Here is a 24,170-nt window from a genome sequence, read left to right as displayed (position 1 = left end):
TGCGCGGCTAAAACAGCCGCTTTCAAAATTTCTGCTACCTGCGCTGCCACGGTTTCTCGCTGGCGGCTAAAGCCTGTCGGGCGCATCTCCTGCCCCATGGCAAAAACCGGAACTATCTATCTCGTGGGCGCGGGCCCGGGCGACCCCGATCTGCTGACCCTGCGCGCAGCGCGCCTGATCGAGAGTGCTTCGCTGATCGTGCATGACGGTCTGGTCGATCGCTCGATCCTTGCCCTTGCACGCGCGGATGCGACGCTGGTTTCCGTCGCGAAACAGCGCAGCAAGCACACCCTGCCGCAGGACGACATCAACGCCCTGCTGCTGCGCGAGGCCAAGACGGGGCGCGACGTCGTGCGGCTGAAGGGCGGCGATCCGCTGGTCTTCGGGCGCGGCGGGGAAGAAGCCGAGGCAGCGCGCGCCTGCGGCGTGCCGGTGGAAATCGTGCCCGGCATCAGCGCCGCGAACGGCGCGGCCGCCGCGGCACAGATCGCGCTGACCCACCGCGACGCCTCCAGCATCGTCAGCTTCGTCGCCGGCCAGTGCAAGGGGTTGAAAGACCAGGACTGGGCCGGTCTCGCTGGGCCGGGCCGTACGCTGGTCATCTACATGGGTGTGAAGACCGCGCCGCAAATCGCTGAAAAGCTGATGGAAGACGGCCTCGCCCCCGACATGCCGGTCGCGGTGATAGAGAACGGCGCCCGCCCCGAAATGCGCGTCCTTCGCGGATTGCTGGCGGGTCTGCCCGATCTCGTCGAGAGCGAGCGCGTGGTCAGTCCTGCGCTCATCGTCATTGGCGAAGTAACCGCGCGCAGCGACGCCCATCTTTCCCTGACTGCTCTGGAGGCAGCATCATGAAGATCCTGACCGGAAACGATCTGAAGACCGGCGATGTTGTCTGGTGGGATGGCAGCGGCTGGTCCCGCCATATCGAGAATGCGGTCGATGCAGGGGAGGAGGCGGAAACCATCCTCGCCCGCGAGGAAGCGGCCCGCCGCGTCAACGTGCCCTATGCCATCGCGGCAGAGCTGGAAGAGGGCACCCCCCGCCCCGCCCATATCAAGGACCGCGTGCGCGCGCTGGGTCCGACCGTGCGCCCGGACCTGACTCTCAAACCCGCCGACCCCCAAGCCATCGACTGGGTGATCTGATGTACCAATACGATTCCTACGACCAACAAATGGTCGATGCCCGCGTCGCGGAGTTCCGCGACCAGTGCGAACGCCGCCTGTCGGGCAAGCTGAGCGAAGACCAGTTCAAGCCGCTTCGGCTGATGAACGGCCTCTATCTCCAGCTTCACGCTTATATGCTGCGCGTCGCCATTCCTTATGGCACGCTGTCGGGTGCGCAGATGCATGCGCTGGCCGATATCGCGGACAAATATGATCGCGGCTATGGCCACTTCACCACGCGCCAGAACATCCAGTACAACTGGATCAAGCTGGAAGATGCAGGCGACATCCTGGCCGATCTGGCCAAGGTCGAGATGCATGCCATCCAGACCAGCGGCAACTGTATTCGCAATATCAGCTCCGACCATTTCGCCGGTGCTGCGGCGGATGAGCTTGTCGATCCGAGGCCGTACGCCGAATTGCTGCGGCAATGGTCGAGCTTCCACCCGGAATTCATGTACCTGCCGCGCAAGTTCAAGATCGCGGTGATTGCCAGCGACACCGACCGTGCCGTGATGCGCCTGCACGATATCGGGATCAATATCGTCGAGCAGGACGGCGAGCTTGGCGCGGCCTTCTATGTCGGTGGCGGCATGGGCCGCACGCCGATGATCGCGCCATGCATCCGCGACTTCGTGCCGCTTGACCAGCTCGTCACCTATGCCGAGGCGTGCCTTCGCGTCTACAACCGCCATGGCCGGCGCGACAACAAGTACAAGGCGCGGATCAAGATCCTCGTCCACGAACTGGGCGCGGAGGAATATACCCGCCAGGTCGAGGAGGAATTTGCCCGCCTGCTGGATAGCGGCGTCGAACCGCCTTTCGCCGAATTGGAGCGGATCAGGGGCTTCTTTGCCGATCCTGCTTTCGAGGACGGTCCCAAGAGCGTCGACCGCTCCGACCCCGACTTCGCCCTGTGGGTGGAACGCAACACGGTGCGCCACAAGCATGACAGCTATGTCAGCGCGGTCATCAGCCTGAAGCCGGTGGGCGGCATTCCGGGCGATGCCACCGCAGCGCAAATGCACCTGATTGCCGATCTCGCCACGCGCTATTCCTTCGACGAATGCCGCGTAATGCACACGCAGAACGTGGTTCTGCCGCATGTCCGGATCGCGGACCTCCATGCCCTGTGGAGCGAGCTGAACGAAGCCGGCCTCGGCGAGCCCAATCTCGACCAGGTGGACGATATCATCGCCTGCCCCGGCCTCGATTATTGCAGCCTCGCCAATGCCCGCTCGATCCCCATCGCGCAGAAGATTTCCGAACGCTTCGTCGCCAACGGAAAACGCGATGCGCTGGGCGAACTGAAGCTGAAGATTTCGGGCTGCATCAATGCCTGCGGCCATCACCATGCAGGCCATATCGGCATCCTCGGCGTCGACAAGAAAGGCGTCGAGAATTACCAGCTTCTGCTTGGCGGCAGCGAGGCGGAGGATGTCAGCCTCGCCAAGATTACCGGCCCCGGTTTCGACGAAGCCGGCATTGTCGACGCGGTCGAAACCGCAGCCGATGTCTATTTGCGCGAGAAGACGGACGGGGAACGCTTCCTCGATACCTATCGCCGTATCGGCATGACCCCGTTCAAGGAGGCGCTTTATGGCTGATTTCGGCCTCAAGACCGCTGCGCAGCAGGCGCGCCTGGCTCGTGTCCGCGCACAAGGTGCGGATGGACATTCTGTACATGGAGGCCGGGATGACTGATCCGCAGGTTCCCGCTGAAGGTGGCGGCCAGAATGCGCTCGGCACCGGACCCGACGGCGTCCAGTTCCGTTTCCGCGACGACGAGCCGGTCGATCACGCGCAGGTGACGGTGGACGCTTTCCTGGAGCAGTCCAATTCCGCCGCCGTCCGGATCGAGCCGGGTGACGATGTCCTGGAACTCCTCCCGCATCTGGACCGAATTGCGCTGGTCGAGGTGAACTTCCCCAGCTTCGGCGACGGGCGCGGCTATTCCGCTGCGCGCACCCTTCGTGAAGCCGGGTACACGGGCGAAATCCGCGCCGTGGGCGATGTGCTGGTCGACCAGCTTTCCAATATGCGCCGCTGCGGCTTCGACAGCTTCGCACCCGATGCGCGGCTGGACGAGGCAGACGCCAAGGCCGCGTTCGAGCGCTGGCCGCATCACTACCAGGCGGCCGCTGACACGCAGCGCACCATTGCGCAGATCCGCCACTCGAACGCGCCGCGCCATGAATGAAGTGCGCTCCATAGACTGCATCGACACTGGCCCCCGCTTCACCGATGCCGACGCCATTCGCCTGAACCGGATGTTCCGCGGATCGGACACGCAGGAAATGCTGGCCGGGGTGCTGGACGGTGATCTGGCAGGCGAAGTCGCCGCCGTGTCCAGTTTCGGCGCGGAGAGCGCCGTGCTGCTGCACCTGATCGCGCAGGTCCGGCCCCATATTCCGGTCCTCTTCCTGGAAACGGGCAAGCACTTCCCCGAAACGCTTGCCTACCGCGACGCGCTGGTGGAGCGGCTGGGCCTGACCAATCTCGTGAACCTGACACCCGACGCCGATGCGCTGGCGCAGAAGGACGAGAACGGCCTTCGTTGGTCCTACGATCCCGACGGCTGCTGCGACCTGCGCAAGGTACAGCCGCTGGCCGCGGCCATGCAGCGCTACGACGCCAGTTTCACGGGCCGCAAGGCGTTCCAGAACAGCGCCCGGGCAGAGCTTCCCCGGTTCGAGATCGACAGCAGCGACGCTGCCGGACGGCTCAAGATCAATCCGCTGATCGACTGGACGCAGGACGATATCGACGGCTGGTTCGAGGAACACGACCTGCCCCGCCATCCGCTGGTCGCGCAGGGCTATCCCTCGATCGGGTGTTCCCCCTGCACGCACAAGGTCGCCGCCGGCGAGGACCCGCGCTCGGGCCGCTGGAAGGGGTGGGACAAGACCGAATGCGGTATCCACCTGCCCGGCAGCGACGACACGCCGGACGATCTGCCGCCGGGCTACGATCCCGCGTTCTGATTCAAAGTTTCAAGGCTCGCTGCGAAGCGCCTAGAGCCACTCGTTACGGCGATACCACAGGGCTGTCGCAGCCAGTCCTTCCGGCGTCGGAATGACCGGACGCCACAGTGCCTCGGGCGGGCGGCGTGCGGGATCGGAAACCCAATCGGGATGCATCATGTAACCCACGCGGTCGGGCGTCAGCTTGGCATCGCCGCGCCGCAGCAGGCTGTCCATCCATGCGGCAAATCGCATGACCGGCGCTGGCAGGCGGGGAACGAGCGGATTGGTCCCGACGGCAGCGCCGATGGCTTTGGCGAGCGCGCGGTGTTCCCACCCGCCGGGCCGGCCATCGTCGGGCTCGAACATCTGCGATGTCACGCCTTCCCCGCCTTCATGCAGTTCCAGCAGCAAGCGGACGAGATCGCCTACGTGGATAATCGACGCGCTTCCCCGCTTCGGCATCGGCACGACGCGCAATCGTGCCATCTCGAACAGGTCGAGCATCTCGCGGTCGCGCGGGCCGTAAATTGCCGGAGGGCGCACGATGGTCCAGTCGAGTCCGCTTGCCTTGACGATCCGTTCCGCCCGCAGCTTGGACGCGCCATAGGCCGACAATTGCGGCTCGCGCGCGGCCAGTGAAGACACGAAGACGAACCGCGAGACACCGGTATCGATCGCCGCCTCGACCACGTTCAGCGTGCCCGTGACGTTCGCCTGCTCGAATTCGGCCGGATCGGTGGCGCGCACCTGTCCGGCAATGTGGATCACCGCTTCCGCCTGCGCCAGCAGCCGGCGCAGTGCATCGCGGTTGCCCAGATCGCCTTCGACCCAGTCGACGCCGCGCCGGTCCTTCGGCACGGACCGGGCGAGCGAACGCAGCGCAACCTTCCGCCGCTCCGCAAGGTCGATCAGCGCCTGCCCGACAAAGCCCGTTCCGCCCGTAATGGCTATCGTCACAGCATCACCATGTGATCGCGGTGGACGACGGCGCTGCGGGGTGCATGGCCGAGGACATCCTCCTGCTCTTCCGCGCGCTTGCCGGCCAGTGCCTGGCAGGTCGCGGCGTCATATTCGCTGAGGCCGAGGGCAATTTCGGCTCCATCCGGACCGGACACCGCGATGAAATCACCGCGCGTGAAATCCCCGGTCACCTGCGTAATTCCCGCAGCGAGGACGCTGGCCCCTGTCCGCAGCGCCTCTACACAGCCGGCATCGACCTGGATCACGCCCGTCTTCGCCAGACGGCCGCCGAGCCAGCCCTTGCGGGCACCGGGACCGTCCTGCGCCGTGAAGATCGTGCCGATGTCACGATCCAGAGCGCGCGCCAGCGGCCGGTCATGCGTGCCATTGGCGATAGCGAGCGCGATGCCAGCACGGGTAGCGATTTCGGCAGCGGCCAGCTTCGATGCCATGCCGCCCGTTCCGACACCGCTTTGCGGAGGGCCGGCAGAGGCGCGTAAGCCATCGTCTATGGTGTCAACCTTGCGCACCAGCCGCGCGCCCTCTTCCTGCGGAGGCCGGTCGTACAGGCCATCGACATCGGAAAACAGCAGCACCGCATCCGCCCGTGCTGCCTGCGCCACGCGCGCGGCCAGCCGGTCATTGTCGCCAAAGCGGATTTCCTCCGTCGCGACGCTGTCGTTCTCGTTCACGACAGGAATGGCGCCCAGGTCGAGCAGGCGATCGAACGTCGCGGACGCGTTGAGGTAGCGTTTGCGGTCTTCCAAATCGTCCAGCGTCAGCAGCATCTGTGCCGCGACCAGCCCCTGCGTCCCAAGGACCTGAGCATAGAGACCCGCCAGTTCCACCTGCCCGACGGACGCTGCGGCCTGCGCATCCGACAGGCTGGCCCGGCCTCGCCCGCCCAGGCCCAGCCGTGCAGCGCCGAGCGCGATGGCGCCGGAACTGACGATAATGATTTTCTGCCCGCCGCCCTGCAATGCGGCCAGCTCTTCCGCCAGACCGGACAGCCATTCACGCCGCAGCGTGCCGTCCTCCCCGACAAGCAGGGCCGAACCCAGCTTCACCACCAGAACGGGGCACAGCGCAGGATTTCCGAGGTCTTGCAGGGACGAGATGGTCATCGCTTTCGGGTCCGGTTTCGCACCAGTCGGTACGCGCCTAGATCGGGGACCAGTCCGCCGACTGTTCGTCATCCTCGACCTCGGCAGCGTTGGTTTCGGTAGAGGTCCGGTCCGGCAGGTAGCCGAGCACCGCGTCCAGCAATGGCTCTATCCCCGCGCCCGTCGCGCCGGAGACGGCGAAAACCTCGTCTGCGCCAGCGTCCAGCAGTTCCGCCGCGAAGCCTTCCGCCAGTTCGGCATCAGCCAGGTCCAGCTTGTTCAGCGCGATCAGCTGCGGCTTGTCGGCCAGCCCCTCGCCATAGGCGGCGAGTTCTTCCTGCACCGTTTTCATTGCCAGCGCAGGATCGTCGCCGGCAATGTCGATCAGGTGGATGAGGACGCGGCACCGCTCGATATGGCCGAGGAAACGGTCACCGATACCGGCCCCGTCGGCCGCACCTTCGATCAGGCCGGGAATGTCCGCCAGAACGAATTCGCGGCCCTTGTGATGGACGACGCCCAGCTTGGGGACGAGCGTGGTGAAGGCATAATGGCCGACCTTTGCCTTGGCATTGGTGATCGCGTTGATGAAGGTCGACTTGCCCGCATTGGGCAGGCCCAGCAGGCCCACATCGGCCAGCAGTTTCAGCCGCAGCCAGACCGACATTTCCTGGCTTGGCTCACCGGGCTGGTGCTGGCGCGGGGCGCGATTGGTGCTGGTCTTGTAACTCGCATTGCCCCGGCCGCCCATGCCGCCTTCCAGCATCACGACGCGCTGCCCGACTTCGGTGAAATCGGCGAGGATCTCTTCCTTGTCTTCCGACAGGACCTGCGTGCCCACGGGCACCTTGATCACCAGGTCGTCTGCGCCCTTGCCATACCGGTCGCGGCCCATGCCGTGTCCGCCGCGCTGGGCCTTGAAATGCTGCGAATAGCGGAAGTCGATCAGGGTGTTGAGGCCCTGCACCGCTTCGAACACGACATCGCCGCCCTTGCCGCCATTGCCGCCGTCGGGTCCGCCGAATTCGACGTATTTCTCGCGCCGGAAGCTGACGGCCCCGGGGCCGCCCGCGCCGGACTTGAGATGGATCTTGGCCTGGTCGAGGAAATGCATGCGCTGGCAGATAGGGACTTATGCGCCCGAGCGCCAGCGCCGCAATGCAGGCGCCGGGCCGAACCTAGCGCCTGAAGCGGCCGCGTGCGGGAAAGCTCAGCCCTCGTCGCCCGGGACCGGTTCCACCACCGGGGTGGAGGTGAACCCCTCGTCGACGCGGATCACGGGAATGTCGGCACCGGTGTCGGGATCGGGAACGGATCCTGCCGAAGACGGCGGAACAGCCAGAGTCGAAACGCCGCTCGTCACATCGGGGATCATGGTCATGCGGGCCCGCTGCACGGCGACATAGCCCGGCTGCGATGCCCCGTAACGGGCACCGTACTGCGCGTCCCAGGCAGACGATGCCTGTTCATAGGCTTCGTATTCGCGGAAGAAATTCTCGAACGCGGTTTCCATGCGGGGCAATGCGCCGGCCGAGAAAACGGCGACGTCCTGCACCGGCATGGCCTGCGTTTCTTCCGCGATCTGCAGCATGGTGCGGCAGAACTGGCTGCGCACGGGCGGCAGCGCGAAGTAGTTATAGACCGAGGTCATCTGCGATTCGCGCATCATGATACCGCCGCGGCGGTCGCCGGCGCGGTCGCGATAGACCTTCTCCAGCCGGTCGTTCACGCGTTTGAGCGCAGGGCCGCTATCCTTGATGTAGCGGGCGTAGGAATCGAGGATCGGCTGGTATTGCGGGGCGGTGCAATTGAGCGCGGCGACGTTCCAGCCGGAGCGCACGTGCCACACCGTTTCGTCTTCCGTCAGGTTCGCATTCACCGACTGGCGAACGCCGGTCAGCGGATCGACGCGCGGGATATCCATTACGTAGCTCGCGCCGCTGGGCGGGACCGGGCGATAGGGCACGGATTCGACCACCGGTGGCGGCGGCGGCGGAGGGGGCGGCGGCGGAGGCGTCGCGCATGCTGCCAGCGCCGACAGCATGGCTGCCGATGCCGTAATGCGAATGGGACCGAATGTAGTGCCTGCCATGAATGCGCCCTTTGAGGAGTTTCCGTTAGCCAAGGGTGCAGGATACAACCTTGCTGCGGGGCGAACAGCCATAAACCGCTATGGCTGCAAAGAAAATGCCCGGGATGCGGATTGCACCCCGGGCACGATGGATCGAGTCGCCCGAGCGACGGGCCGAGTTCGTTTATTCGCGGGCCGCACCCATGAAGCGCAGCAGGAACAGGAACATGTTGATGAAGTCGAGATACAGGCTCAGCGCGCCCAGGATCACCGACTTGCCTTCCCATGCCGTGCCGCGCAGGCGCTGGTAGTCGTTCTTCAGCCGCTGCGTGTCGTAGGCGGTGAGGCCTGCGAAGATCAGCACGCCGAGGAAGCTGATGGCCAGTTCGAGCGTACTCGAGCCCAGGAAGATATTGATGACGCTGGCGATGATCAGACCGACCACGCCCATGATCAGGAACGTGCCGAAGCCAGACAGGTCTTTCTTCGTGGTGTAACCGAACAGGCTGAGACCGGCGAAGGCACCGGCCGTTGCGAAGAAGGTCGCCGCGATGGAACCGCCGGTATAGACGAGGAAGATCGTCGACAGGGACAGGCCCATCAGGAAGGCGAAGCCCCAGAACATCGCCTGCAGCGTCGTGCGCGAGAACTTGTTCGCGCCGAAGCTCATCGCGAAGACGATGGCCAGCGGGGACAGCGCCACGATCCACATCAGCGGACCACTGGCGAAGGAGTAGGCGAGGCCGGACTGCGCCGTCAGCAGAGCGACGACGCCGGTCAGCAGGACGCCGGACACCATGTAGTTGTAGATTTTCAGCATGTAGCTGCGCAGGCCTGCGTCGAAGGTCGTGCGCGAAGCAACGTCGCCTCCTGCGCGCGGCACCGAGCCGAAGCCCTGCTGCGACTGCCGGGGGTCGTTCCAATTTGCCATTGCTATTCAAGCTCCTCTTGCACCGGGCAGGCACGATAGCCGCCGGTTCACAGGTAATATCGTTACAAAACCAGTGGGTTTCAAGGGAAATCGGAGCATTTCCCCGGGTGCCGCGTTAACCGTTTTCCCGCGCCTGCTCTGCCAGTTCCGCACCCCGGTCGCGCGTCGCGCCCAGCGTCTTTTCCAGCAGGTGGACAAGCGCGTCCCCCTCGTCCAGAACGTCCAGACCGCGCTGCGTCATGCCGCCCGGGCTGGCGACCCGCCGTGTCAATTCCCCCGGCGACCGCTCCGAGCCTGCCGCAAGGGCGGCTGCGCCCTCCACCATCGCGGTCGCCAGCCGCTCCGCCTGCCCTGCATCCAGGCCGAGACGGTGACCGGCCTTCGCCAGCGCATCGATGAAGCGATAGGTGAAGCCCGGCCCCGATCCGGCGAGCGCCGTGACCAGGTCGAACTGCGCCTCGTCCTCCAGCCACTCCGCAGTGCCAAGCGCGGCGGCGAGCGCCGTGACATTGTCCCGGCCGGCCCCGTCCAGCCCTTCCGCGATCAGGGCGTTGGGCGATTTGTTGATGGCGCAGGCGAGATTGGGCATGAACCGAACGACACTGCCGGCTGCCGGGAACGCAGCCCTCAGCGTGACAAGATCGACCCCGCCCAGCACGGACAGCACGGCGGTATCCCTGCCTGCCACCTTCCGAAGATGCGGTGCCACCACGCCAAGCGCATCCGGCTTCACCCCCAGCAATACGGCGCTGAACGGGGTGGACGGCCATTGCGTCGTCATGCCCATGCCTTCCGGCACTTCCTTCCCGCGGGGATGGTAGACCGTGAATGTGGCGGGCGGAATGCCGGCGCGAAGCCATCCCTCCACCATGGCCCCCGTCATGGTGCCATAGCCGCAGATCAGGATGCTGCCGAACATTCGCGCTCAGGCCTCGCCCGCCGCGTCGACCATCGCCGCCCGCAGGGCATCGCCGGGCTCCTTGTCGCCCCACAGGACGAACTGGAAGGCCGGGTAGAAACGGTCGCATTCCTCGATCGCCGTCTCGACCACCGCCTGCGCCTGGCTGACGCTCAGCAAGCCGTCATCGCCCAGCAGTGCGCCGTGACGATAGATCAGCATTCCGCCCTGGGACCAGATGTCGAAGTGCCCCAGCCACATCTGCTCGTTCACCCGCGCCAGCAGGTCGAGCGCGCCGGGACGTTTGTCGTCTGCGACGCGGATTTCCGGCAGGCAGATCAGTTGCAAGACCTTGTCCTCGCGGCGCCAGATGCAGCGGATCTGGTATTTCGTCCAGCTCCCCTGGATTTCGCCCGAAAGCTCGTCCTCGCTGACCCGCTGCGCGGTCCAGCCGCGCGCCTCGAACAGGGCAGCGAGCATGTCGACGGGGGGGCTGTCCGCGCCGCGCTGCTCCGGATCGGCCAACATCATATGGCTGCGCCGGTGCAGCAAATGCCGCGCTGGAAAGGTCTATCGTGGTTGCTTCCGCTCATGCCGCCAGATGGACCTGCCGGGCCGGAAAGCGCAACGCCTGCCCCCGCCCGCTGCTGGGGAGAACGGATTTCGCCTGTTCAAACCGTGGGGATAAGGAACGGGGGAAAAGGGTTAACCAGCTCTTTCGTCTGTGCCTGCACCGCATCCGCCAGCGCGCGCAGGCGATCAATCCAGCTCTTCGATTTCCTCGCCATTGGCGCTGGTAAACCGGAATGCGTCGATCCCCTGTTCGGACAAGGCGCTCACCGCGGAATTGGCAGCGGACCGGCTGGAAAAGGGACCGGCGAGCAGGCGATTCGTCTCGCCCCAGCTGGCGACGAAGGGACCGTTATCGTCCAGCACCTCGGGCGCCTGCCGCGACAAACGGCGCCAGTCGAACTTCAATGCGGAGCGATCGCGGCCCGTCGCAACCTGCACCCAGATACGGCTGACATTCGCAGGCTTCTCGGGCTCGGGCGGAGCGGCAGCAGGCTCGGGCGCCGCTGCTTCCTCGCGCGGGATCTCGATGGCGGTGATGTCTACTGCGTTGCCCGGGCGGGGCTGTTCACTCGTGTCCGGCAGCGACAGGAGATCTGCAAACGCGTCGGACACCGAAGCGACCGGCCTCTGTGCCGGGGCAGTGTTCGACGGCGGGAGCGTTATCGGATTGGCGGGTGCGGTCGATTGCGCTGCTGCCTGGCCAAGATCGAAACCGGGCGCAGGCGTTGCGGCCGGCAGGCTTGCGACGGTGACCGGCGTGGACGACCCGGCGCTCGACGGAGCGACATCGACCCGGGCAAGCGTCTGGTTTGCGGCAGGAGTCGTGCCGGTCGACGTCTGAGCTTGTGCCGGGGAAGGGTCCGAAGATGCCGGGGGCGTGACCGTGGCAGCCGCGCCAACCGGCGGTAATTCTCCGCCTGCCGCAAGCGCTGGCAGTTCACCGCGTTCGGTGGCCGGCCGCGTGGCGGAGGGAGGAGATGGCGCGGATGTATTGCTTGCCGTCTGGACAGGAGGCGACGTCGGAGCGGCCGGAACGGCGGCCGCTGCCGCTTGCTGCTCGGCGGGCGCAGGTTCCGGTTCGGCAATGCGAACCTGCCGATTGGCGCGCGACGGCAGTCGTCCACGCTGGCGACGCTGCGCCAGAAGTGCCTGCCTTTGTTCGCGGGTCAGGCGTGCATCATCATCCTCGCCATCATCCGCCTGCGACGTCTGCCGGGCCTGCGGCGCTGTTTGCTGCGCTGCTTGGGATTGGCCGAGCGGCCTTCCGGACGGGGCGAGAGGCGTATCGACCGCAGCCAGTGCCGGGGCGCTGCCCGCCTCGCGCGCCGCCACGATGCGCGGATCGTCCCGGCCGATGGCCGCTGCTCGCGGGAAAATGCCGAGATTGGCAGCGGCCGCCTGCTGCGCCGGTGTGAGGCGGCGCATGTAGCGAAGATAGGGCTCAACCCGCTCTGCCATTTCGCGCGGCATGACAGCATCGGCGATGGCGATCCCCTCATCGGGCTCGCCCAGGATGGCAAGGCCGAAGGAGCGGGTGCGATAGGCTGCGAAATCGCGCTGCTCCAGCAATGGCAGAAGGGTCGATTCGAACGCCTCCCGGTCGCCCGAAATGGCGTAGCTGAGCGCCATCCGCCGCCGGATCTCGGCATCCTCCTCGAAGGACAGCGCGCGGCGATAGGCCAGCTGCGCATCGCGGTTGTTGCCGACCAGGTCGTGGGCCAGTCCCTTGTCGCCGGCCATGGAGATCGGGCGCACGCCCGCGCGCTCCGCCTCGTCGAACAGGCGCAGGGCCTCTACCGGGCGCTGCACCCGGACATAGGCTGCGGCAGTCCCCGCCTTCACTCGCGGATTGCCCGGCGAAAGCTCGTCCGCGCGGCCATAGAAGCCGATCGCGGCGTCGATATCGTCCAGCTCCAGCGAGGCCGCAGCCGCCATGATGAGGGCATCGACATCGCGGGGGTTGCTGTCGAGTCGTCGCAGCGCGCGGTTGAGTTCGCCCGATGCTGCCGGCGGCAGGGGCTGGACGACAGCCGTGCCTTGCGCGGCCAGTGGCATGGGCGACAGGGCTGCAAGACTGCCGAGACCGGCAGTTCCGAGCAGGGTGAGGATGCGGTGTGTCATGGGCATGGGTTCCAGACGCGTAACTATCGCAGGCGCGCCCTGAACCGCAACCTAATGAAAGCCCGCGGAGAAATTTCCCCCGCGGGCGACAGGTTTACTGGTTGTTCTGGCGTCCGAGGAAGCGCGGAATGCTGAGCGAACCGCCATCGTCATCGTCGTCATCGTCGTCGTCCTTCGACGAACTACCGCGCGAGAGATTGGCCATGCGTTCGAACAGCGTGCTGCCCCCGGCATCGTCCTTGGCAGGCTTGCTCGGAGCAGGCGCAGCCGGGGCCCGCGCCGGTTCTGCCTGGCCGGTTGTCGCTTCGGCATCGCCGCCCGAAACGAGCTGCCGGCGGCGACCGCCCTGGACCGGCGCATCCTGTTCGCTGAGCCGGTCGGCGTTACGAAGCAGGTCGTCGGACGCGCTATCCTGACCGGTCGTTCCGGCGGATTCCTCGCTGCCTCCGAGGTCGAGCGGCTCTTCACTCGCCCCGCCCTGTTTGCCGGCGCCGACATCGTCCCAATTGCTGGCATCGCCTAGGTCGAGCGTGTCGTCGGACGAATCGCCCGCAAACCCGTCGTCTGCGCCGACCCCGAACTGGTCGTCCGAAGCAGGCTCTACCAGACGCGTGTCATCGTCCTCTTCCTTGCGAAGGCCGGCCAGCGGATCGACGATGCCATCGACATCGTCGTCCTCGTCATACTCGTCTTCGTCGTCATAGGACGAGCCCGCGGATGCTGCGCTGAGGCCCAGCCCCGCGATTCCGGCAGGAACCGCTGCCGGCTCCTCCGCAGGCGCTTCCGCTTCCGTTTCCTTCATGTCGTCGGACGGAAGGTCCAGGACCGGACGGCGCGGGGCGCGGCCCGAGCCGAGCGACATCGACTGGCTGGTCCCGGCGGATGTGCCTTCGCTCCTCTCGATACCGGTGGCCACGACCGAAACGCGAATCTTCCCGTCGAGATCGGGATTGAATGCCGAACCCCAGATGATGTTGGCGTTTTCGTCGACCAGTTCGCGGATGTGGTTGGCCGCCTCGTCGACTTCGAGCAGCTTCATGTCCTCACCGCCGATGATCGAGATGATGACACCCTTCGCCCCGGCCATCGACACACCGTCGAGCAGGGGATTGGCAATGGCGCGTTCGGCCGCTTCGAGAGCGCGGTTCTCCCCCTCGCCCTCGCCTGTGCCCATCATCGCTTTGCCCATCTCTTCCATCACCGACTTCACGTCGGCAAAGTCGAGATTGATGAGGCCCGGCATCACCATCAGGTCAGTGATCGAGCGCACGCCCTGCTGCAGGACTTCGTCGGCCAGCTGGAACGCCTGCTTGAACGTGGTGTCGGCCTTGGCGACCAGGAACAGGTTCTGGTTTGGAATGACGATCAGCGTATCGACGTGGCGCTGCAATTCCTCGATCCCTGCTTCGGCAGCGCGCATCCGGCGCGTGCCTTCGAACAGGAACGGCTTGGTCACGACACCGACGGTCAGCACGCCCTTGTTGCGGGCAGCTTCCGCGATCACGGGCGCCGCGCCCGTGCCGGTACCGCCGCCCATGCCGGCAGCGATGAAGCACATGTTCACGCCTTCCAGCAGGTCCTCGATCTCGCTGGCGGTTTCCTCGGCCGCGGCCTTGCCCACTTCGGGACGCGATCCTGCACCCAGGCCCCCGGTGATTTCCGGTCCGAGCTGGACCCGCGCCTCTGCCGCCGAATTGTTGAGCGCCTGCGCATCGGTGTTAGCAACGACGAAATCGACGCCCTCGATGCCGTTCTCGATCATGTTGCCTATCGCGTTGCCGCCGGCGCCGCCGACACCGATAACGGTGATCTTGGGGCGCAGTTCGTCGGTGGTCGCAGGGCCGATATTGATGCTCATCTTAACTATACTCCACAAGCGGCAGGCATGGTTCGCCGCTGGAATTCCAGTGTGTCACACGTGCGACACGTTCTGCACTGTTTGCCCACGCCTTTTCCACAGGCCTAGCCACAGGGCAAATCCCCTGCAGAACGTGCGGGGCGATTAGAAATACTCTTTCGAGGCCGCCAATACACGCTTTATCAGACCCAGGCCCGAATAGGTAACCATGGTTTGCGACGTATCGGGGATCGAGCGAATGTCGACCGGATCGCGCGCGGCATAGAGGCACAGGCCGGCAAGCGTCGTGAAACCGGGGGTGGCATGGGCGTCGGGCAGGCCGCGCAGCTGCGACGGCTTGCCGATACGCACCGGTCGGCCAAGCGCGCCCTGGGCGAATTCGGCAATCCCGGCCAGTTCGGCCCCGCCGCCGGTCAGGACGACCTGGCTGCTGCGCGCGCCGCCCGTTTCATGCGCCTTGAACACGCGGTTGATCTCGTCCGTCAAGCGGGAAAGCTGGCCCGTCACGACAGATACCAGCTCGGCTCGGCTCACCCGGTCGACTTCCGGCGCGCCTTCCGCCTGCTGCGCCAGCGGCACCATCTCGCGGTGGTCGGACGGGCTGGCAATGGCCGAACCGAACACGCATTTCAGCCGTTCCGCCTGGAAACGGCGGATCCCGAAATCGCCGGCAATCGCGTCTGTGATGTCACCCGATCCGATGGGTATGGCATGGAGTGAGCGCAGCATTCCGTTCTGGAAGATCGAGACATTGGTCAGTTCCGCCCCGATCTCGACCAGCGCTGTGCCCAGTTCGCGTTCCTCCGGGCTTAGACACGCCTCGGCGCAGGCGATCGGTGCGGCAACCACCGCCTCGACCGAGAGATGCGCGCTTTCCACCGCGTCGCGCAGGTTCTTCACCGGCGCGCCATCGGCCAGCATCACGTGGATATCGACGCCCAGCCGCTCTGCATGCAGGCCGACAGGGTCGGACGCGCCATGTGCGCCGTCCAGCGTATATTGTGCGGGCTGCGCGTGGAGAACCATCTTGCCGTCGGGCTGGATCGTCTCGCGCGCGGCCACCAGCAGGTGCTGGATGTCCTCTTCCTCGATCCGGCGACCACCGATGGGCACCTCGACCTGGCTCACCTGGTTGGCGAGCCCTGCACCGGAACAACCGACCCAGACACTGGCAATTCCGGTCCCGGCCGCCTTCTCCGCCCGTTCGACCACGTCGCGCACGGCGTAGGTCGCCGCCGCCATGTCGACGATATAGCCGCGGCGGACGCCCTGGCTGGCGCGGTGCCCGCTGCCCAGCACGATCAGTTCGCCCGATTCCGATTGCCCGAGGATCATCGCGGAGATGCGGAACGAGCCGATATTGATGGCGCCGAAGACGCGGGAGATGCGGGGCAGTCCCATCAGTTCACCCCTCCTTCGCCCAGCATTTCGGCCGCGCGGCCCGGAACCCGCATGTAGATACGCTCGGGCGCGCGCATGTCGAACGTCGCGACCTTCCCACCCAGCAGGCGGTTCTGCCCGTCGAGCCGCGCGAACTGGACCAGAGCGGTCGCCGCGTCCCGGTCACCTTGCGGCAGGGCCAGCACCTGGTCCGTAGTGAAAGTCAGGTTCCAGCGGCGATTGCCGACCCATTCCGCATTCGCCACCTTGCTGCGGAGCGCGGGCGCAGCGTCCAGCAGCTTGCCAAGATGGGCCACCTGTCTGGCAGCCCCCGAGCCCTCGACATGCAGCATGCCTTTGGCGTTCTTCTCGCTGATGGGCTCCAGTTCTTCGCCGCTGGCATCGATCAGTACAAGGCGGTCCGGCGCTTTCAACACCGCGTGCGGCGTGCGCTCGACCACGTCGATCGACAGCATGTCGGGAAGCTGGCGGGATACGCGCGCATCCTCCACCCACGGCAGCGCCACGAGTTCCTCTCGCAATGCGTCGAGATCGACCAGCGGCATGGGCCGGTCCTGTTCGGCCAGCGCGCGCTCGTAGATCTTGAGCTCGTTCATCCGCTGGACCCCGGTCACCTTGACGCGGCGAACCTCGAAGCCTGCGTCGCTGGCCAGCTTGGCCACCTCGTTCTGCGCCAGGGCCGGAACGCCCGCCAGACTCGCGACGAACCACGCCAACGCCACGGCCCCGCCCAGGATGATGGCGAGGAAGATGCGGTGCAGCTGGTCGTCGTCGAACGGCAGCAGGGACAGCGCGCGGTTGACCCCGCCCTGCGTCCGGGTCTTCGCCGTCCGGGCCTTGGCCGCGCGCGATTTTGCAGCCGTCGATCGCCGAACGCCAGTGGTCTTGCGCTTAACCGTTGCCATCGCCCGATTCCCCGCCTGCTGCTGCTGCGAAATGGTCCAATGCGTCCCTGATGACGATTTCGACCAGGTCTTCGTATTCCATGCCTGCGAACTTCGCCTGTTCCGGCACCAGGCTGAGCGGCGTCATGCCCGGCTGGGTGTTGGTTTCCAGCACGAACAGGCCGTCCTCGCCCTGCTCGTCGTCCCAGCGGAAATCGGTCCGGCTGGTGCCGCGACATCCCAGCACGCGGTGCGCCTTCAGCGCGTATTTCTTGCACAAGGCCTCTATCGCTTCGGGGATTTCGGCCGGGCAGACGTGATCGGTCATGCCGTCGGTGTATTTGGCGTCGAAGTCGTAGAAACCGCTCTTGGGCTTCAGCTCGGTGACGGCCAGCGCCTTGTCACCGACCACGGCGGTCGTCAGCTCCCGCCCGCGGATGAAGGGTTCGGCCAACAGTTGGGCGAATTCCTGCCACGGACCGGCAGCATCGCGGCGAATGGGATTGCCGTAATTGCTTTCGTCGGTGACGATCGCGACGCCGACCGACGATCCTTCGTTCACCGGTTTCAGGACGTAAGGGCGGGACAGCGGATCTTTCTCGTGCAGCTCGGCGCTTTTCACGATCCGCCCGCCCGGCATGGGTATTCCATGCGGGACGAGCGCCTGCTTCGTCAGTTCCTTGTCGATGGCAATGACGGAGGTCGCCAGTCCGGAATGGGTATACGGGACGCCCATCAGGTCGAGCATTCCCTGCACCGTACCGTCTTCGCCCGGAACGCCGTGCAGCGCGTTGAACACCACGTCGGGCGCGGCCTCCGCAATGCGGGCCGCGACCTCCCGGTCCATGTCGATACGCGTCACGGTGTGGCCACGTTTTTCCAGCGCTTTCGCCACGCCTTCGCCCGACATCAGACTGACGGGGCGTTCATTGGCCCACCCGCCCATCAGGACGACCGCGTGAAGACTGCGTTCAAGGATGCTGCTTTGCGTCATCAGGGTCGCCCTACCCGCTTGATTTCCCATTCCAGCTCGATGCCGGAATTCTCGTAAACGCGGCGGCGTACTTCCTCGCCCAGCCCTTCGATGTCGGCACTGGTGGCATCGCCGGTGTTGATCATGAAATTGGTATGTTTCTCGCTGACCTGCGCACCGCCCATGGTGAGGCCGCGGCAGCCTGCCTCGTCGACCAGTTGCCAGGCCTTGTGCCCGTCCGGGTTCTTGAAGGTGGAGCCGCCCGTCTTGCTGCGGATTGGCTGGGCGGCCTCGCGCGCCTGGGCAATGCGGTCCATTTCCCGCCCGATTTCTTCCGGATCCCCGGCAGAGCCCTGGAACCGTGCCGCGACGACGACCGCCTGTTCCGGCAGGGCCGAGTGGCGATAGGTGTAGCGCAGATCGTCCCGTGGCAGATTGACCAGTTCGCCGCCCGGCATGATGACGTCGCAATCGATCAGGACATCGGCCGTTTCCCGTCCGTAGGCGCCGCCATTCATCCGCACGAACCCGCCGACCGTGCCGGGGATACCGCGCAGGAATTCCAGCCCTGCGATACCGGCGTCGCGCGCGGTTGAGGATACGAGGATGCCGTGCGCCCCGGCCCCGCAGGAGACGACATGATCGTCATGCGTTTCCACCTGCGCGAAAGGCTTGCCGAGCCGGATTACGACGCCAGGCACACCGCCGTCGCGGATGATGAGGTTGGACCCCAGCCCCAGCGCCATGACCGGCATCGCCCCTTCGAGCGCGTCGAGGAAATGCCGCAGGTCATCGAGGTCGGCGGGCTCGAACAGCCAGTCCGCATTGCCGCCGCTCTTGAACCAGACCAGCTTCGCCAGCGGCGCATCCTGTTTCAGGGTGCCGCGAATATTCGCCATGGGCACGGGCGCATCGACCGCGCCTTCCACTTCCGCATCGGGGGCCTGTCCGTCATCGAACACGGGCCAGTCCCCGGGCTGGTTCGCATGGCTCATGCCGCACGCTCCGCGCTGACGGCGTCCGCAAGGGTGGCGGCCCATTTCGTGATATCGCCCGCGCCGAGGCACACGACGATATCGCCGGCCTGCGCCTTGTCCGCCAGCCGGCCTGCCAGGTCTGCGTGGTCCGCGACTGTCGATGCGTCGCGGTGACCGCGCGATCGCATCCCTGTCACCAGCGCCTCGCTATCCACGCCTTCGACCGGGTCTTCCCCGGCGGCATAGACGGGAGTGACATAGACCGTGTCCGCTTCGTTGAAGCAGCTCTGGAAATCGTCCATCAGGTCGCCGAGGCGCGAATAGCGATGCGGCTGCATGACCGCGATGACGCGGCCCCCACTGGCACCAGCGCTTTCGCGCGCTGCGCCGAGAACGGCCGTGATTTCCACCGGGTGGTGCGCGTAATCGTCGATGATCTGGACTTCGCCGCCATCGACCGGAACCGTGCCCACCCGGCTGAAACGGCGGCGGACACCGCCGAAGCTGCCGAAGCCGTTGCAGATGACTTCGTCCGGACAGCCCATTTCTATCGCGACGGCAATCGCGGCGAGCGCGTTCTGGACATTGTGACGGCCGGGCATCGGCAGGCGCACGCCTTCGATCCGGCGATCTTCCTCGCCCCGCTGTCGCACGATGACATCGAAGGTATTCCCGCCTTCGTCGGGGCGGATGTTCACTCCGCAGATATCGGCCTGCAGGGAGAAACCGTAAGTGACCACGCGGCGGTCGCGGACATTTCCGATGACTGCCTGCACCTCGGGATGGTCGATGCACAGGATCGCCGCGCCGTAAAAGGGGACATTGTGGATGAACTCGACGAAGGCGCGCTTCACCCCGTCGAAATCGCCATAATGGTCGAGATGCTCGGGATCGATATTCGTGACGACCGCGATCGTCCCGTCCAGCCGCAGGAAGCTGCCATCGCTCTCGTCCGCCTCGACCACCATCCAGTCGCTGTCGCCGAGGCGCGCATTCGATCCGTACTGCTCAATGATGCCGCCATTGATCACGGTCGGATCGATATTGCCGCAATCGAGCAGCGCCGCGACCATGCTGGTCGTCGTCGTCTTGCCGTGGGTGCCGGCAACGGCGATGGTGCTTTTCAGCCGCATCAGTTCGGCCAGCATTTCGGCACGGCGAACGACCGGCGTGCGGCTTTCCAGCGCAGCGGCGACTTCGGGGTTCGTCCGGCGCACCGCGGTGGAAGTGACGACCACGCTGGCCCCTTCCACGTTCTCCTTCGCGTGGCCGATCTTCACCGCGATCCCGCGTTCGCGCAGGCGGTCGACCGTGTGGCCTTCGTTGAGGTCGCTGCCCTGCACGGTGTAGCCGAGATTGTGCATCACCTCGGCAATGCCGGACATGCCGATCCCGCCAATGCCGACGAAATGGACCACACCGATATCTGTGGGGACGCCGCGCATCAGCCATTCGCCTTTCTGTCCGCTTCCGTAGCCGTTCGCGCCGACGCGCCCTGACCGACGGGCACCCCCTGCGATGCCCCGCGCGCATTGTTCGCGCCCACCTTGATCACGTCCATCATGTCCGCCCCGCCGAAGCTTTCGAGCAGGTCTGCCAGATCCTCGACAGCGCGAGGGCGGCCGCAATTCCATGCCGCATGGGCCGCATTGGCCAGGGTATCCGGCCTCTGGCCGAGGGCCTGCACCTGCTTGGCCAGTTCCTTCGCGTTGAAATTATCCTCGCGGATCATGCGTGCGCCGCCGGCCTTGACCATTTCGCGGGTGTTCGCCGCCTGGTGATCGTCGGTCGCGATGGCGAGCGGGACCAGTATGGCGGGACGGCCCACCGCGGTCAGCTCCGCGATGGTGGATGCACCGGCGCGCCCGATGAAGACATGCGCATCGGCAAGGCGCGAGGCCATGTCCTCGAAATAGGTTCCCAGTTCCGCCGGTATATCGTGGCTGCGATACCGCTCGCGCACGGCGTCGAGGTCTTCCGGGCGGCACTGCTGCGTTACCTGCAGCCGCTGCTGCAGGGCTGGCGGCAGCATGGCGAGCCCGTCGGGCACAACCTGCGACAGGATGCGCGCGCCCTGGCTGCCGCCGGTCACCAGCACCTTGAGCAGGCCGTCCTCGCTCGCGGCGGGAAATTCTTGCTCGCGCAGGGTCCGGACCTCGGCCCGCACCGGATTGCCGACCAGATGGACCTTGCCCTGATGCTTGTCCGCCAGCCGCTCGATTTCCGGATAGGCGGTCGCAATCGCCTGCACCCGGCCGGCCAGCAGGCGGTTCACGCGGCCCAGCACCGCGTTCTGTTCATGCACGAGGCTGGGAATGCCGGCAGAGGTCGCCGCCAGCAGGGCGGGCGCTGCTGGGTATCCGCCGAAGCCGATGACGGCACTGGGCTGGAAACTCTCGAACAGGCGCAGCGCCATCTTGCGGCCCTGCCACAGGGCCTTCAGCCCGCCCGGCCAGCGCAGCGGGTTCTTGCCGAAACGGCCTGCCGGAATGACATGGGCAGGAAGGAAGTCCGGCTTGCCCGGGATCTTCGCTCCGCGTGCATCGGTGACCAGCGCGACATGGTGGCCGCGGCGTTCCAGCTCGGTCGCCAGCGCGAAGGCGGGCAGCATGTGTCCGCCGGTCCCGCCGGCTGCGAGTACATAATGGCGGTTGGCGCCGGTGGGCGCAGCACTGCTCATCGATTGTGATCCTTGTCGGACAAGAGGGAAGCCATCCCCGGTGTCTCACGGGTCAGGAACGGGTTGCGCCGCGTCATAGCAAGCAGCAGCCCGACTGTCAGACCTACCGCGATGGTCGACGAACCACCATAGCTGACAAGCGGCAATGTCATTCCCTTGGACGGGAAAAGCTGCAAATTCACCATGATGTTGATGAAGGCCTGCCCGCCGATCTGTACGGTCAGTCCAGCAGCGGCGAGCAAGGCGAACAGATTCTCCTCGTCCGCCAGCCGCACCAGCGCCCGCCCGACAATGGCGAGGTAGAGAATAACGATCATCGCGCACCAGATCAGGCCGAACTCTTCCCCGATGACGGAGAAGATGTAGTCGGTATGCGCCTCGGGCAGCGTCATCTTGCGTGTGCCGAGCCAGAAGCCCGCCCCCGTCCAGCCGCCCGACATAAGCGTGCGGCTGGCAAGATCGACCTGGTCATAGGCGGTACCGCCGCCCAGGAACGCATCGATACGGTGCCGCGCATTGTCGTAGGTGAAATAGGCGAGCACGAGCAGGCCCACGCCGCCGCCGACGAGCATGGCGATCTTCTTGAACGATACGCCGGACAGCATCACGAGCACGAACCACACCCCGCCGAACAGGATCGTCGCGCCAAGATTGGGCTGCAGCATCAGCAGCATCCCGACAAAGGCCGCGACGCCCGACACGATCGCCAGTACGGGAAGCCCCGGATCGCGCAGACGCCAGCTCAAGATCCATGCCAGCAGAATGGCGAATCCCGGTTTCAGGAATTCGCTCGGCTGGAAACCGATGCCCAACCTGATCCAGCGTTTCGCGCCGTTCACTTCGTGTCCGATCAGCGGGACCAGCATCAGCGCGCCGATCATGGCGACTGCCAGCACCACGCCGATACGCCGCGCGCTGTCGCGGCTCAGGAAAGACGCGCCCAGCATCACGGCGAGCCCGACGACCTGCCAGCGCATGTGGATCCAGTAGAAATGCAGGTCGTCCAGGCGCACTTCCGACGTCGACAGGCGGCGTGCCGTGGCAGGCGATGCCGCCGCCACGGCCGCAGCGCCGATGGCCATCAGGACAAGGACGAGGAACAGGAGGACACGGTCCACCTCGCGCCACCAGATCTTGAAATCCGATGTCCGGGTTCCCCCGAAGCGGTCGACCGTGCCGCCCGGGCGCCCCTGTGCGGCGCGGATATGGGCTGGCGCACTCATGATTGCGTCCCTTCCGCGGCCTTCGTGAGGCTCGGCTCGCTGCCGGCGGGTACTTCGCAGCCGGTCAGGGCGCCGACGATGGAGCGGAAATGCTCGCCCCGCTTCTCGAAATCGCGAAACTGGTCGAAGCTGGCGCAGGCGGGGGACAGCAGCACGACATCGCCAGGCCCCGCGGCGGCGAAGGCCTGCTTCACCGCTTCGCAGATCAGTTCGGACCGCTCGACCGGAACGCGGCCGTCCAGCAGTTCGGCAAACCGCGGCCCCGCCTCGCCGATGGTGTAGGCATGGGCGACATTGGCCAGTTGCTCTTCACATTCGCCCAGCCCGTCTTCCTTCGCCAGACCGCCCACGATCCAGTGGATGCGCGCATTGTCCCCGGCAGGCCAGGCGGCCAGCGCAGGCGCGGCAGAGGCGGGATTGGTCGCCTTGCTGTCATTGACGAAGAGGATACCATCGCATTCGCACACGACTTCCATCCGGTGGGGCAGGCCGCGAAAGGTCCGCACGGCCGGTTCCCACTGTTCGCGGCGGACGCCCATGACCTCGGCCAGAGTGATCGCTGCGGCTGCGTTCTGGAGGTTATGAGGCCCTTGCAGGGCAGGCCAGTCCGGTTGGAGTTCAGCAAGACGGCCAGGCTCGAGGCAGACCGCCAGGCTGTCCCCGCGCCGCGCCTGCTCTGCCTGCCGCATTGCGCGGGTGGTGGCATCCTGGCAGCCATAGGCCGCGAACTGTCCGCTACCCTGCATCGCCATAAGCCGCCCCTTGGAAAAGGCGTAGGCCTCGAACCCGTCATAGCGGTCGAGATGGTCGGGCGTGACATTCAGCAATACGGCCGCCTCGCAGGCGAGGGAGCGGGTCAGGTCGATCTGGTAACTCGACAGTTCCAGCACGTAGACGCCCGTCCCGCTGTCTCCCGGCACCAGCGGCTCCTCCCCCAGAACGGGCACGCCGATATTGCCGCCCATCCGGCAGGGCACCCCGGCATGGTCGAGGATATGCGCAGTCAATGCGGTGGTGGTGGATTTGCCGTTGGTCCCGGTAATGCCGATGACGCGGTGCGGCGGCAGATCGGCACGGGCCTGCGCGAACAGTTCGATGTCACCGATGACCGGGACCCCGAACCGTTCAGCGTGATCCGCAATCGGATGCGTGTTCAGCGGCACACCGGGGGACACGACGATGCCATCATAGCCGGTCAGGTCCAGCGTCAGCGGGTCGGCAATGTCGGCCCGCCCTTCCAGCAGCGCGCGCGGCTCTTCCTGCCGGTCCCACGCGGTGACCTGCGCCCCGCTGGCGAGCAAAGCCTCCGCTGCCGCCATTCCCGAGCGGGCGAGGCCGAGAACGGCATAGCGCTTCCCGGAAAAGGCGGGCGAGGTGATCAC

22 protein-coding genes are annotated in these 24,170 nt (G+C 65.9%); 5 read left to right on the top strand and 17 right to left on the bottom strand.

Going from position 1 to position 24,170, the window contains the following annotated elements:
* The first annotated feature begins 96 nt into the window (after positions 1–96).
* The 5 genes from cobA (at position 97) to PF049_05710 (ending at position 4,153) form a co-directional block, all read left to right on the top strand.
* Positions 97–855, top strand: coding sequence for a uroporphyrinogen-III C-methyltransferase (gene cobA, locus PF049_05730; GenBank protein WBY17646.1), 759 nt, complete (start codon positions 97–99; stop codon positions 853–855).
* On the top strand, positions 852–1,148 hold the full coding sequence (locus PF049_05725) for a DUF2849 domain-containing protein (protein WBY17645.1): 297 nt from the start codon (positions 852–854) through the stop codon (positions 1,146–1,148). Before cobA ends, PF049_05725 begins: the two co-directional genes overlap by 4 nt.
* Positions 1,148–2,776 carry a nitrite/sulfite reductase gene (locus PF049_05720; GenBank protein ID WBY17644.1) on the top strand — a complete coding sequence of 543 codons (1,629 nt, stop codon included), beginning with the start codon at positions 1,148–1,150 and terminating at the stop codon, positions 2,774–2,776. The genes PF049_05725 and PF049_05720 overlap by 1 nt, the downstream gene beginning before the upstream one ends.
* A gap of 89 nt (positions 2,777–2,865) precedes the next feature.
* Complete coding sequence (locus PF049_05715) at positions 2,866–3,369, top strand: DUF934 domain-containing protein (protein ID WBY17643.1); 504 nt, start codon at positions 2,866–2,868, stop codon at positions 3,367–3,369.
* Positions 3,362–4,153, top strand: a complete 792-nt coding sequence (locus PF049_05710; protein ID WBY17642.1) for a phosphoadenylyl-sulfate reductase — start codon at positions 3,362–3,364, stop codon at positions 4,151–4,153. Before PF049_05715 ends, PF049_05710 begins: the two co-directional genes overlap by 8 nt.
* A gap of 30 nt (positions 4,154–4,183) precedes the next feature.
* Here PF049_05710 and PF049_05705 read toward each other — a convergent pair whose 3' ends face one another.
* The 17 genes from PF049_05705 to murD form a co-directional block, all read right to left on the bottom strand.
* A complete protein-coding gene (locus tag PF049_05705; GenBank protein ID WBY17641.1) occupies positions 4,184–5,092 on the bottom strand; it encodes an NAD(P)-dependent oxidoreductase in 909 nt (302 codons plus the stop codon).
* The gene (proB, locus tag PF049_05700; GenBank protein WBY17640.1) at positions 5,089–6,219 is read right to left on the bottom strand and encodes a glutamate 5-kinase; all 1,131 of its coding nucleotides are present in this window, start codon (positions 6,217–6,219) and stop codon (positions 5,089–5,091) included. The genes PF049_05705 and proB overlap by 4 nt, the downstream gene beginning before the upstream one ends.
* 37 nt (positions 6,220–6,256) lie before the next feature.
* The gene (obgE, locus tag PF049_05695; GenBank protein WBY17639.1) at positions 6,257–7,312 is read right to left on the bottom strand and encodes a GTPase ObgE; all 1,056 of its coding nucleotides are present in this window, start codon (positions 7,310–7,312) and stop codon (positions 6,257–6,259) included.
* Between the two features lie 96 nt (positions 7,313–7,408).
* Positions 7,409–8,290, bottom strand: a complete 882-nt coding sequence (locus PF049_05690) for a hypothetical protein (protein WBY17638.1) — start codon at positions 8,288–8,290, stop codon at positions 7,409–7,411.
* 163 nt (positions 8,291–8,453) lie between these two features.
* The gene (locus PF049_05685) at positions 8,454–9,200 is read right to left on the bottom strand and encodes a Bax inhibitor-1/YccA family protein (GenBank protein ID WBY17637.1); all 747 of its coding nucleotides are present in this window, start codon (positions 9,198–9,200) and stop codon (positions 8,454–8,456) included.
* 115 nt (positions 9,201–9,315) lie between these two features.
* Entirely contained in the window at positions 9,316–10,119 is an 804-nt protein-coding gene (locus PF049_05680; GenBank protein ID WBY17636.1) for a pyrroline-5-carboxylate reductase dimerization domain-containing protein, read from the bottom strand.
* 6 nt (positions 10,120–10,125) lie between these two features.
* On the bottom strand, positions 10,126–10,629 hold the full coding sequence (locus tag PF049_05675) for a YbjN domain-containing protein (protein ID WBY17635.1): 504 nt from the start codon (positions 10,627–10,629) through the stop codon (positions 10,126–10,128).
* 228 nt (positions 10,630–10,857) lie between these two features.
* Positions 10,858–12,792 (bottom strand): SPOR domain-containing protein, encoded by a 1,935-nt coding sequence (locus PF049_05670; protein ID WBY17634.1) that lies wholly within the window; start codon positions 12,790–12,792, stop codon positions 10,858–10,860.
* A 94-nt stretch (positions 12,793–12,886) separates the two neighbouring features.
* Entirely contained in the window at positions 12,887–14,650 is a 1,764-nt protein-coding gene (ftsZ, locus tag PF049_05665) for a cell division protein FtsZ (protein ID WBY17633.1), read from the bottom strand.
* A 144-nt stretch (positions 14,651–14,794) separates the two neighbouring features.
* The gene (gene ftsA / locus PF049_05660; GenBank protein WBY17632.1) at positions 14,795–16,051 is read right to left on the bottom strand and encodes a cell division protein FtsA; all 1,257 of its coding nucleotides are present in this window, start codon (positions 16,049–16,051) and stop codon (positions 14,795–14,797) included.
* On the bottom strand, positions 16,051–16,956 hold the full coding sequence (locus PF049_05655; protein ID WBY17631.1) for an FtsQ-type POTRA domain-containing protein: 906 nt from the start codon (positions 16,954–16,956) through the stop codon (positions 16,051–16,053). The genes ftsA and PF049_05655 overlap by 1 nt, the downstream gene beginning before the upstream one ends.
* Positions 16,943–17,929 (bottom strand): D-alanine--D-alanine ligase, encoded by a 987-nt coding sequence (locus tag PF049_05650; protein ID WBY17630.1) that lies wholly within the window; start codon positions 17,927–17,929, stop codon positions 16,943–16,945. The genes PF049_05655 and PF049_05650 overlap by 14 nt, the downstream gene beginning before the upstream one ends.
* Positions 17,929–18,807 (bottom strand): UDP-N-acetylmuramate dehydrogenase, encoded by an 879-nt coding sequence (gene murB / locus PF049_05645; GenBank protein WBY17855.1) that lies wholly within the window; start codon positions 18,805–18,807, stop codon positions 17,929–17,931. Before murB ends, PF049_05650 begins: the two co-directional genes overlap by 1 nt.
* Before the next feature lie 92 nt (positions 18,808–18,899).
* On the bottom strand, positions 18,900–20,330 hold the full coding sequence (gene murC / locus PF049_05640) for a UDP-N-acetylmuramate--L-alanine ligase (GenBank protein WBY17629.1): 1,431 nt from the start codon (positions 20,328–20,330) through the stop codon (positions 18,900–18,902).
* The gene (gene murG / locus PF049_05635) at positions 20,330–21,565 is read right to left on the bottom strand and encodes an undecaprenyldiphospho-muramoylpentapeptide beta-N-acetylglucosaminyltransferase (GenBank protein ID WBY17628.1); all 1,236 of its coding nucleotides are present in this window, start codon (positions 21,563–21,565) and stop codon (positions 20,330–20,332) included. The genes murC and murG overlap by 1 nt, the downstream gene beginning before the upstream one ends.
* Positions 21,562–22,788, bottom strand: coding sequence for an FtsW/RodA/SpoVE family cell cycle protein (locus PF049_05630; GenBank protein WBY17627.1), 1,227 nt, complete (start codon positions 22,786–22,788; stop codon positions 21,562–21,564). Before PF049_05630 ends, murG begins: the two co-directional genes overlap by 4 nt.
* Positions 22,785–24,170, bottom strand: a complete 1,386-nt coding sequence (gene murD, locus PF049_05625; GenBank protein WBY17626.1) for a UDP-N-acetylmuramoyl-L-alanine--D-glutamate ligase — start codon at positions 24,168–24,170, stop codon at positions 22,785–22,787. The genes PF049_05630 and murD overlap by 4 nt, the downstream gene beginning before the upstream one ends.

This window comes from Erythrobacteraceae bacterium WH01K (assembly GCA_027941995.1).
Lineage (GTDB): Bacteria > Pseudomonadota > Alphaproteobacteria > Sphingomonadales > Sphingomonadaceae > CAJXSN01.
The sequence above is the reverse complement of the archived record's forward strand: the minus strand, read 5'-3'. Positions and strand labels throughout refer to the sequence as shown.

Excerpts from the sequence above, each read along its gene's own strand:
- PF049_05720 (WBY17644.1), top strand. The coding sequence starts at position 1,148 with ATGTACCAATACGATTCCTACGACCAACAAATGGTCGATGCCCGCGTC.
- PF049_05675 (WBY17635.1), bottom strand. The coding sequence starts at position 10,629 with ATGATGTTGGCCGATCCGGAGCAGCGCGGCGCGGACAGCCCCCCCGTC.
- cobA (WBY17646.1), top strand. The coding sequence starts at position 97 with ATGGCAAAAACCGGAACTATCTATCTCGTGGGCGCGGGCCCGGGCGAC.
- PF049_05710 (WBY17642.1), top strand. The coding sequence starts at position 3,362 with ATGAATGAAGTGCGCTCCATAGACTGCATCGACACTGGCCCCCGCTTC.
- murG (WBY17628.1), bottom strand. The coding sequence starts at position 21,565 with ATGAGCAGTGCTGCGCCCACCGGCGCCAACCGCCATTATGTACTCGCA.
- PF049_05715 (WBY17643.1), top strand. The coding sequence starts at position 2,866 with ATGACTGATCCGCAGGTTCCCGCTGAAGGTGGCGGCCAGAATGCGCTC.
- murB (WBY17855.1), bottom strand. The coding sequence starts at position 18,807 with ATGGCGAATATTCGCGGCACCCTGAAACAGGATGCGCCGCTGGCGAAG.
- proB (WBY17640.1), bottom strand. The coding sequence starts at position 6,219 with ATGACCATCTCGTCCCTGCAAGACCTCGGAAATCCTGCGCTGTGCCCC.
- PF049_05680 (WBY17636.1), bottom strand. The coding sequence starts at position 10,119 with ATGTTCGGCAGCATCCTGATCTGCGGCTATGGCACCATGACGGGGGCC.
- PF049_05650 (WBY17630.1), bottom strand. The coding sequence starts at position 17,929 with ATGACGCAAAGCAGCATCCTTGAACGCAGTCTTCACGCGGTCGTCCTG.
- PF049_05685 (WBY17637.1), bottom strand. The coding sequence starts at position 9,200 with ATGGCAAATTGGAACGACCCCCGGCAGTCGCAGCAGGGCTTCGGCTCG.
- murC (WBY17629.1), bottom strand. The coding sequence starts at position 20,330 with ATGCGCGGCGTCCCCACAGATATCGGTGTGGTCCATTTCGTCGGCATT.
- ftsA (WBY17632.1), bottom strand. The coding sequence starts at position 16,051 with ATGGGACTGCCCCGCATCTCCCGCGTCTTCGGCGCCATCAATATCGGC.
- PF049_05655 (WBY17631.1), bottom strand. The coding sequence starts at position 16,956 with ATGGCAACGGTTAAGCGCAAGACCACTGGCGTTCGGCGATCGACGGCT.
- PF049_05630 (WBY17627.1), bottom strand. The coding sequence starts at position 22,788 with ATGAGTGCGCCAGCCCATATCCGCGCCGCACAGGGGCGCCCGGGCGGC.
- obgE (WBY17639.1), bottom strand. The coding sequence starts at position 7,312 with ATGCATTTCCTCGACCAGGCCAAGATCCATCTCAAGTCCGGCGCGGGC.
- PF049_05725 (WBY17645.1), top strand. The coding sequence starts at position 852 with ATGAAGATCCTGACCGGAAACGATCTGAAGACCGGCGATGTTGTCTGG.
- PF049_05670 (WBY17634.1), bottom strand. The coding sequence starts at position 12,792 with ATGACACACCGCATCCTCACCCTGCTCGGAACTGCCGGTCTCGGCAGT.
- ftsZ (WBY17633.1), bottom strand. The coding sequence starts at position 14,650 with ATGAGCATCAATATCGGCCCTGCGACCACCGACGAACTGCGCCCCAAG.
- PF049_05690 (WBY17638.1), bottom strand. The coding sequence starts at position 8,290 with ATGGCAGGCACTACATTCGGTCCCATTCGCATTACGGCATCGGCAGCC.